This window comes from bacterium (assembly GCA_021372615.1).
Classification (GTDB): Bacteria; Armatimonadota; Zipacnadia; order Zipacnadales; family UBA11051; genus JAJFUB01.
The window spans coordinates 1-9,530 of the sequence record JAJFUB010000084.1 but is presented as its reverse complement, the minus strand read 5'-3'; the positions used below and the strand labels follow the sequence as shown (position 1 = coordinate 9,530).

At 68.5% G+C, this 9,530-nt stretch carries 9 protein-coding genes; 7 read left to right on the top strand and 2 right to left on the bottom strand.

Annotation, left to right across the window (positions count from 1 at the left end; all coding sequences use genetic code 11):
- The 3 genes from LLH23_12050 to LLH23_12040 all read left to right on the top strand — a co-directional run.
- A partial coding sequence (locus LLH23_12050; protein MCE5239207.1) for a hypothetical protein occupies positions 1–221 on the top strand: 221 nt, incomplete at its 5' end.
- Positions 222–452: 231 nt separating this feature from the next.
- Entirely contained in the window at positions 453–1,457 is a 1,005-nt protein-coding gene (locus tag LLH23_12045) for an SGNH/GDSL hydrolase family protein (GenBank protein ID MCE5239206.1), read from the top strand.
- Positions 1,458–1,564: 107 nt separating this feature from the next.
- Positions 1,565–2,758: an OFA family MFS transporter gene (locus LLH23_12040; GenBank protein ID MCE5239205.1), complete on the top strand. Its 1,194-nt coding sequence runs from the start codon at positions 1,565–1,567 to the stop codon at positions 2,756–2,758.
- 71 nt (positions 2,759–2,829) lie between these two features.
- Here the strand turns inward: LLH23_12040 and LLH23_12035 are convergent, their stop codons facing one another.
- Positions 2,830–3,786, bottom strand: coding sequence for an aminotransferase class IV (locus LLH23_12035; GenBank protein MCE5239204.1), 957 nt, complete (start codon positions 3,784–3,786; stop codon positions 2,830–2,832).
- Positions 3,787–4,378: 592 nt separating this feature from the next.
- On the bottom strand, positions 4,379–5,818 hold the full coding sequence (locus tag LLH23_12030) for a pentapeptide repeat-containing protein (protein MCE5239203.1): 1,440 nt from the start codon (positions 5,816–5,818) through the stop codon (positions 4,379–4,381).
- Between the two features lie 296 nt (positions 5,819–6,114).
- Between LLH23_12030 and LLH23_12025 the strand changes: the two genes are divergently transcribed.
- The 4 genes from LLH23_12025 to LLH23_12010 form a co-directional block, all read left to right on the top strand.
- Positions 6,115–7,065, top strand: coding sequence for a hypothetical protein (locus tag LLH23_12025; protein ID MCE5239202.1), 951 nt, complete (start codon positions 6,115–6,117; stop codon positions 7,063–7,065).
- Positions 7,066–7,412: 347 nt separating this feature from the next.
- Positions 7,413–8,252 carry a 30S ribosomal protein S2 gene (gene rpsB, locus LLH23_12020; protein MCE5239201.1) on the top strand — a complete coding sequence of 280 codons (840 nt, stop codon included), beginning with the start codon at positions 7,413–7,415 and terminating at the stop codon, positions 8,250–8,252.
- A gap of 90 nt (positions 8,253–8,342) precedes the next feature.
- Entirely contained in the window at positions 8,343–8,945 is a 603-nt protein-coding gene (gene tsf, locus LLH23_12015) for a translation elongation factor Ts (protein ID MCE5239200.1), read from the top strand.
- A partial coding sequence (locus LLH23_12010; GenBank protein MCE5239199.1) for a hypothetical protein occupies positions 8,942–9,530 on the top strand: 589 nt, incomplete at its 3' end. The genes tsf and LLH23_12010, both read left to right, overlap by 4 nt.

The following is a 9,530-nucleotide window of genomic DNA, read 5'->3' as shown; positions in this document are numbered from 1 at the left end:
CCCCCTTCGTCCTCCATACCCACATGAAGGACGGCACCGGCTGGCGGGAGACCTATCGCGGCGCGGCACTGGGCGAGGGCGAGATCAACCTCAAGCTGGCCGTTGAGTGCGCCAAGGGCGCCGGCTACGCCGGTCCGTGGGTCGCCGAGTACGAGGGCCCCGAAGGCGACGGCGTCGGCTACCGCAAGTGCCTGGCGTGGATGAAGGCGAACATAGACTGACGGCCGGGGACCGGGGTCCGGGATCCGGGAATCGGGAATCGGGCATCGGGAACGACGAGTCGGTGGGTGCCGCCGAGACCACACGTGGTCTCACGTGTGCGGCGGGCCCCACCGACCTTCTGCCATCTGGAGGCCCGCCGTGCGGGCCCGGGAATGTCGCTACGCCCGACAGGGGTGTCGGGCGTACCGGCGCGGCTACTCCACCACGACCAATCGCACAGGCGGCACCGCATGAACTGGCTTCCCTTCCCTTCCGCTCCGATCGCTGTCAACGGCCTCCCCTTCTGGCGTGAGGACGGCATCCTGGCGCGGCTGCCGCTGCGCCTGCGGACCGCCGTGCCGCCAAGCGTGTGGGGCCTGGCCCAGCACACCAGCGGCGCGCGCCTGCGCTTCATCAGCGACACCACCGCCCTGGCGATCCGCGCTCGCTTCAACGGGCTGGGCTACATGAACAACATGCCCCGGTCCGGGCAGGCGGGGATAGACCTGTGGGTGGACGGCGAGTACTGGCGCCCGCTCTTCCCCGCCACGAACGCGATGGACTTCTGCGAAGCCTTCTTCACCGGCATGGAGCGCAAGCGGCGGGAGTACTGCCTGTACCTCGGCCTGTATGCGCCGGCGGAGATCATGGCTCTGGGGGTGGATGACGAGGCGACGCTGGAGCCGCCGCGCCCGTTCGCGCTCGACAAGCCGGTCGTCTACTATGGCTCCTCCATCACGCAGGGCGGGTGCGCCACCCGTGCCGGCATGGCCTACCAGGCCATCGTCAGCCGGGCGCTGAACCTCGACTTCGTGAACCTGGGCTTCAGCGGCGCCGGGCGCGGCGAGCCCGCGCTGGCCGAGGCCGTGGCCGAGATCGAGGCCAGTTGCTACGTCATGGACTGGGCCCAGAACTGCCCCACGATCGAGGAGTTCCAGTCGCGCTACGACCCCTTCCTCGACGTCATCCGCCGTCAGCATCCCGACACGCCGATCATCTGCATCACCCCGATCTGGTCGCAGACCGAGCTGGTGCAGCACAACGAGCGCTTCGGCCAGATGCGTGAGGTCATCCGGCAGGTCGTGGGCGCCCGGCAGGCCGCCGGCGATGCGCGCCTGACGCTGGTGGAGGGGTTCGACCTGCTGGGCCCGGACGACCGCGACGGCCTGGTGGATCTGAGTCACCCCAATGACATCGGCTTCACCAGCATGGCCCGGGGGCTGGAGCCGGTGTTGCGCCGGGTGCTGGGGCTGTAGGCCAGGACGCACCGCAGAGCTGACCGACGTGTCGGGCCGTTCCGGAGACGGAGGCAATGACGGTGGCAGCGCCGAGCGCTTGCGGACAGGCCGGAGAGCCGAACGCCATGCCGCGCTGGCACGTGGCTGTGGCCGGCGTCGCCATGCAGATCATCCTGGGCACGGTGTACGCCTGGAGTGTCTTCAAGAAGCCCCTGCTCGCCGCCCATGGCTGGACGAACACGCAGGCCACGCTGACCTTCACCCTCGCCATCGTCTGCATCTCGTTAGGGGCGGCCTTCGGGGGGCGGTTCGTGGATCGTGCCGGCAGCCGCAGCGTCGCGCTGCTGGCGGCCGTGCTGTTCAGCCTGGGCACGGCCCTGGCGGGGCTGGCTGACGAGTTGAACAGCCTGTGGCTGCTGTGGGTGGGCTACGGGGTCATCGGCGGCATCGGCAACGGCCTGGGGTACATTACACCCATTGCGGTGCTCGTGCGCTGGTTCCCCGACAAACGCGGCCTCATCACCGGCCTGGCCGTGATGGGCTTCGGCCTGGGGGCGGCGGTCATGGGGCAGATCGCGCCGCTGCTCATCCCCCGGCTGGGCCTGGCTCACACCTTCTACCTCGCGGCAGGCGTCTTCCTGGTCGGCATGCTCCTGGCCGCCCTGAAGCTGAACAACCCGCCGGCGGCCCCCACCACTGTGACCGATGCCCCGCCTCAGCGTGAATGCGACCTGTGGCGCGCCCTGGGCATGTTCCAGTTCTACCTGCTCTGGGCGCTGCTGTTCATCAACGTCACGGCGGGCCTGGCCCTCATCAGCAACCTCTCGCCGCTGGCGCAGCAGCAACTGCGGGTGTCCGCGGTCGTGGCCGGGACCATTGTGCTCCTGGGGTCGCTCGCCAACGGCCTGGGGCGCATCTGCTGGGCCGCTCTCTCCGATGTCATCGGCCGCAAGTGCACCTTCCTGGCCCTCTTCCTGACCCAGATCCCCGTGTTCCTGCTCCTCCCGCACCTCACCCACCCGGTCCTCTTCACCCTCGCCTGCTGCTACATCCTCGGCTGCTACGGGGCCGGCTTCGCCGTCATGCCGGCCTTCGCCGCCGACACCTTCGGCACGCGCTGCATGGGCCAGGTGTACGGGAAGATACTGCTGGCGTGGGGGGCGGGGGGCGCGCTCGGGCCGATGCTGATGGAGTGGGTGAACGGCCGGTCAGGCAGCTTCGTGTTTGCGCTGTACCTGGCAGCGGCGTTCCTGGGGCTCGGGTTCCTGCTGACGCTACTGTACCGCAGGCCCCCCTGCCAGGAAACCGCCCCCCAGTAGCGCCGGCGGCCTCGCCCGCGCGCCGTCGGTCGGCACTGGCAGGGCCGCCTCCTTGACTGCTCCGTCTCGCGCTAGCAGTACTGCTCCGCCATCAGCTTCGCCTGGGCGACCAGGTCCACCCCGACGTTCTCGCTCCACTGCCGCAGCAGGCTCTTGACGACCGGACCGACCTGGCCGTCGCCAATCGGCTGGAAGTTGAATCGTGTCGCCGGGCAGAGGCAGTACGAGCTGGCCGTGAAGAAGGCCTCGTCGGCATTCAGCACGTCGTACGGCTCGATGTTCGCCTCGTGGCAGGGAATGCCGAGCTGATCGGCCAGCCGCGCCACGTACTGCCGGGAGCACCCGCGCAGGACGTTGCGCCCCTGAGAGGTGTAGATCGCGCCGTTCTTGACGATGTGGAAGTTCGAGCTGGTGCCCTCGGCGATGTGGCCGTGCTCATCCACCATCACGGCCCAGGCCTCCGGGTCCAGGCGTCGGGCCTGCAGGTTCGCCATCTGGTAGTGCAGCCGCGACCGCGTCTTGCACTTGGGGTCCAGGTAGCGCGCCGGGATGGCCTGCTGGGGCGGGACGACGGCGTGCAGCCCGCCGTCGAAGTACGCCGCAGCGCGGCCGAGGTACTCAATCAGGGGAATGCAGGCGATGATGACCGTGGCCTGTCCGGGCGCCGTCGGCTTCTGCGGCGGGAGTACGCAGCGCTCGTAGTGGGCCATGGTCCCGCGCGAGATGTCGTGGCGGATGAAGAGATCCACCTCCGGCTCCACGAAGGGCTCATTGAGGGCCAGGAGCCTTAGTGAGACCTCCTCGACCTCCTGGCGCGACAGGCCGGGGTTGATCCCGGTGAACCGGCAGGAGGCCATGAGTCGGTCCAGGTGGGCGTCGAGCATGAACGGCTTGTGGGCGAAGGTGCGCGTCATCTCATAGACCATGTCGCCGAGCATGACGCCATGGTCGAAGATGGACAGTCGGGCTTCACTCAGGGGCTCGAACTCACCGTTGAAGTAGATCTGCAGCTTGTCATACTGAGGCATGTGCTTCCTCCGGCAGTTGCCAGGCAACTGAACGCAAATGCTTGCGCCCGCCTCCGGCGCGGCGCAAGCACACCAATGATAGCGCGACCCACGACAAGACGCAAGGAGAGGGGGGCGTGACTCTCGATTGTCGGCTGGTGGCCTAGGGCGCGGAGGCGCGGCGGTGCGGAAGTCGTGGCGTCCGCAGGACGCTCGGCGGTGCGCAGCACCGCCCCTCAGCCCGGCGTTTCAACGCCGGGGAAGGAGCGCCCCCCCTTTCCCTCAGACGTGCCTTCCGTCCGCAGGACGGTTGGCCGCAGGCCCGGCGCGGGCACGAACGACCGCAAGGAGGAGCAACGGGGCCGGGCGCCCCGGACGCTGAAGCGTCCGGCTGGGGGGCGGTGCTGCGCACCGCCAACCGTCCTGCGGACGGAACGGCCGCCAGCCTGAGCACCACCGACCGTCCTGCGGACGGGAAGGCCCCCGTGGCATCCAGCACCGGCACCGGCAACTGAAGGTCAAACCAGGAGACGGCCTGTGGGGGTGTGATATGCGTCTGTCGGTGGGCTATCGACAGCCCCCCCGCCCTGGAGCTACGGTGCAGCGCCGTGGGTCAGCGCGCGATGGTGGCGAACAGCGTCGCCGCCTTGCGCTCGGCGGCGGCGACTTCGGCCACGATGTCGGCGGCGCGGGCGAAGGCCGCGGCCTGCGCGGGCGTGAGGGCCTCACCGGGGGCGGTGAGCTGCGGCCAGTTCGCGTCCAGCGCCGTCAGCGTCGAGCGCAGCAGCAGCCGGGCTTCCTGACATGCCTGCTGCTTGTCGTCAGGCAGCACCAGGGCGGCCTCCCCCAGGAAATCGCAGGCCAGGCCGAGGGAGCCGATCAGGCAGTGGCGCGGGAAGCGCTGCCAGGCCAACAGGCGCCGGGCCGCCTCGCTGTCGAGACTCGTGGAGGCGTCGCGCAGGTCTGCAGCCAGGCGGGTCAGGCCGGCCTCGCCCGGTACGAGCGGGCCGTAGGTGCGCTTCTCGGTGATGATGGCGGCAGCCTGCCGTAGTGCCTTCGCGACCTGATCGGACGCGGGCAGGGGCACACCGCAGCCGAGGGCGACCAGTTGCCGCCGGGCCGGCGTCATCTTGCCGGCCGGCTCGGGGGTGTCCCACGGGCCGCCCCAGATGTCGCCAAACAACTGCTCGCGCCGGAACTCCTGGCTGCCATAGGGTGGGGCCTGGAACACGAAGACCATGCCGGCCTCGCGGGTCTCGCGGGCGGTGAGCACGGCCCACAGCGGCCGGCCCTGCGTCAGACGCTCATCCACCGTCGGCGGCTTGAGGGGCAGCACGAACACAGACTGCTCCTGGAGCTTGTCGAGCAGCAGCTTCTCGGCGGCCGTCTCGCGGGCGAACGTGATCCGCAGGCCGAGGTTGTCCGCCGCAGCCTGGAACGGGTTCACGCTGAAGGGCAGCCCCGGCCAGAACCCCTGATCGCGGGTCGGCGGCTGCGGGTCGGTGCTGTAGGAGAAGGCAAAGGCATCGCCGGACAGCCCGGCGACCCAGGCGCGGCTGAACTGCTGGGTGCTGGCGTTCTGGAGGGCCAGGTGCAGGGCCGCCAGGTAGGGCGCCCCGGTGAGCGACAGGCCCGTCCCCTCGAGCGTGACGCCGTCCATCCGGCAGCCAGTCAGATTGGCATTCTCGAGGTTGGTCAGACACAGGATCGCGCCGCTGAGGTCGGCGCCCGAGAGATCGGCATTCAGCAGGTCCACCCGCTCCAGCACGGCTCCCCGCAGGTTGGCCTGCCGCAGGTCGGCCTTCTGCAGCGACACGGCCGTGAGCATCGCCCCGCGCAGGTCCGCTCCGCGCCAGTTGGTGCCCGCCAGGCTGCAGCGCGCCAGTGTCAGGCCGGCGGCCACCGCGCCCGAGAAGTCCTTGTCCGCGGCTTCGCCGGCCTTCGCCAGCCGCACGATCTCGTCGAGGGTGGGGGGCTGTTGGGCCAGGGCTGCGGACAGGCGGAGGGCGGCAACGGTGAGACAGGCGAGGAGCTGCAGACGGCGCTGCAACATGGAGGGCCTCCGTGGCTGGGAAACAACGGCTGTGACGATTGTAGGACGGGCACGAGGGGGCGTCAAGGACGGGCAAAGCGAGGGGGCGCAACTGCCAGGGACACCAGTCAGCCCCATGCGTCGTGCCAGCAGTGCGGGCTTTCAGCCCGCCCTCCCGCGAAGGCGGGCCGGCAGCGGGCTGGAAGCCCGCACTACCAATGGTCTGTCCATCCCGTCGGCAGGCACACAGGAATCGGCCTGTGTCAGGCCGAACCATACCATAAGTGACCCAACGCTGATGCAGAAGGAGAGCGGCAATGAACCGAGCAGCCTGTCTGGGAATGGCCACCGTGCTCCTCGCCGTCGTGGTCATGAGCGGAGCCGCGTTGGCCGCCGATCGCCTCGACCTGCGCCCCCTGATGCGGGGCGCCCCTACCATGCTGTCCCCCCTCAAGGGCAGCATCGGCACCGAGAGCGCCGCCCAGGACACGAAGATTGACCAGTTCGTGAACGTAGGGAAGGGCACGGCTTCCTGGTCGTTGGTCATCAACTTCCTGCTGGAGGCTGTGCAGGGGGCGACCGCCGGTCAGACCGTGACGATCTCCCGAGAGCAGATGCTGGGGCTCGTCGGGCAGGCGCCGGTGGTGTCCCTGGCCCCCACGAGCACTCGCACCGGCACGCGCCTGACGGTCGCGACCCCGGCCGAGACGCAGGGCCTGCAGGCGCTGCTCCAGACGCACCTGTCCGAACTGGGCGCGCCACGCGCCGTGCTTGTGCCCTGCGCTGATCTCACGCTGCTCGTCGTGGCCGCCCCCATCGCGGAGTTCAGCACCCGCCCGATCCACACCGAGAGCGTCAACTACACGTGGACCGCCGAGCTGTGGGACCACGTCAACGCCTCCTCGTGGTGGCAGTGGTATGACACCGGTTACTTCTGGGTCAAGTGGTTCAACCCGACCATCCGGGGCGCCAAGGGCACAGTATCCACTGCCGGGGAGTGGCGGTGCATCAAGAAATGGGAGTACGAGACCGGCATCATTGACGACAACAAGCAGTCGCAGCGCGTGGCGGCCGAGGCCTACGCCACACAGTATGGCCCGGAGCTGGACACCGTCGCGGCGACAGGGTCGCTGTGGGGCCTGGAGCACAAGGGCAAGGCCAGTTGGGGCGGGGGCATCGTGAACTGGTCGTGCACCTATGAGTGGGTCTTCGTGGAGCACAAACGGATCACGTGTCGGTGCGTGGCGCGGGGTGGTCACGGGGGTTAGGCGCCCCCCGGGGGGCGCCGCCATGTGATTGACGCTGTGCGGCTTCCTGTGCTATTCTGAGGGGCCGGTTGACCGCAGGTCGCCGGCACTCTGATACTCCCGCGCGCTGATCCGGACGAGGGCAGCAGTGGATCGCGCACACCCACGGGAGACAAGCTGGCCTGCCGTCGCGCCTGCGCGGCAGGACATGGAACGCTGCAAGCCGTGCGCTCGTCAGCGAGCGACAGGCTGATTGGTCAGCCCCGGCTGCGCGTGCGGACCGGTAGCACCGCCCTCGTCCCCCGGCTCCGTTGGACCCCTCCTGCGGCCATGCGTGCCGCCGATGGAGGGGCAAGGAGGTGGCCACCTTGGCCCTCATCACCATGAAGGAACTCCTGGAGGCAGGAGTCCACTTCGGGCACCAGACGCGCCGCTGGAACCCGAAGATGAAGCGCTACATCTACCACGAGCGCAACGGCATCTACATCATTGACCTGCACCAGACCCTCAAGCTGATCGAGCAGTCCTACGAGTTTGTGCGCGACATGGCGGCCCAGGGCGGCAACCTGCTGTTCGTCGGCACCAAGCGGCAGGCCGCCGAGGCCATCGAGGCTGCGGCGCAGCGCTGTGGCATGCCCTATGTCAACAAGCGCTGGCTGGGCGGCATGATGACGAACTTCAACACCATCCAGAGCCGGATCAAGCACCTGGACGAGCTGGACATGGCCGCCAACAGCGGTGAGTGGACGCGCCTGACGAAGAAGGAAGCGCTCATGATGGACCGCGAGCGCGAGAAGCTCAACAACTACCTGGGCGGTATCCGCCTGATGCGCGATCTGCCCCAGGCCGTGTTCGTCGTGGACCTCAAGCGCGAGCACATCGCCGCCGCCGAGGCCAACAAGCTCAAGATCCCGGTCGTCGCCATCGTGGACACCAACTGCGATCCCGACGTCGTGGACTATGTCATCCCCGGCAACGATGACGCCATCCGCGCCATCCGCCTGATCTCCGGCAAGATGGCCGACGCTGTCCTCGAGGGCCGTGGCATGTACCAGCAGGGCCTGGTTGAGGGCGCCGTCAGCGAGCAGCAGATGGACGCGGCCGTGGCCCAGGAGCAGGCCGCCATCGCCCGCGAAGCGGCAGTGGTCAGCGAGACCCTGTCGCCCGAAGAGGCCTTCATCGAAGTCTTCGAGGACAGCAACGAGTAGGCAATGAGTGCGTGGGGCCGGGCGTCTGGGTGCGCCTCCGGCGCGTCCGAGACGTCCGCGCCCACGCGACAGATCACGGAGGATATTCACATGGCGATTGGCGCCAATGACGTGAAGAAGCTACGGGAAAAGACCGGCGCCGGCTTCATGGACTGCAAGCAGGCCCTCGAGCAGTGCAACGGCAACTTCGAGGCGGCGGTGGACGCCCTGCGCAAGAAGGGCATTGCCGTGGCCACCAAGAAGGCCGATAAGGCGACCCAGCAGGGCATCGTCACCAGCTACATCCATGCCGGCGACCAGGTCGGCGTGATGGTCGAAGTCAACTGCCAGACCGACTTCGCGGCCCGGACCGAGCAGTTCCGGGAGTTCGCACACAATGTGGCCATGCAGATCGCGGCCATGCGGCCGCGCTGGGTCAGCCGCGACGAAGTGCCGCCCGAGGCCCTCGAGCGCGAGCGCGCGGTGCTGATCGAGCAGGCCAAGACCGAGGGCAAGCCCGAGAACATCGCCCAGAAGATGGTCGAAGGGCGCATGCGCAAGTTCTACGAGGAGTACTGCCTGCTTGACCAGAAGTACATCCGCGATGACAGCATGACCATCAACGACCTGCTGCTGGACCTGACCGGCAAGACCGGCGAGCTCGTCGTCGTGCGCCGGTTCGCCCGGTTCCAGGTCGGGGAGGAGCTGGAGTGAGCGATTCCCGGACGGAGCCCGGCGCCTGTACCCCCCGCTGGAAGCGTGTGCTGCTGAAGCTCAGCGGCGAGGCTTTCGGCGGCAGTTCCGGCGTGATTGACTGGCCCAGCGTGGAGCGGATCGCGCGGGACGTGCAGGAAGCCGCCGAGCGCGGCGTCGAGCTGGGCATTGTCATCGGCGGCGGGAACATCTGGCGGGGCAAGCCCGCGGCGCAGCAGGGCATGGACCGCGCTACGGCGGACTACGCCGGCATGGTGGCCACGGTCATCAATGCGCTGTGCCTGCAGGACGCGCTGGAGACCCTGGGCCTCGATACGCGGGTTCAGACGGCGATCGAGATGCGGGAGGTTGCCGAACCGTTCATCCAGAGGCGGGCGGTCCGCCATCTGGAAAAAGGGAGGGTGGTGATCTTCGCCGTTTGTCCTCCCGGCGAGTTGCCGTTGAGTTCTCAATCCGGCTCCGACCAATCACAAGGCGTAGCCTACGCTCGCCTCGCTCATACTGGATGTAGATTATGGTTGAGAAAAAAACGAAGTCAAGCGGAAAGTGACGATCGCGCGGCCGCGATCGCGTCGGGCGCGTCGA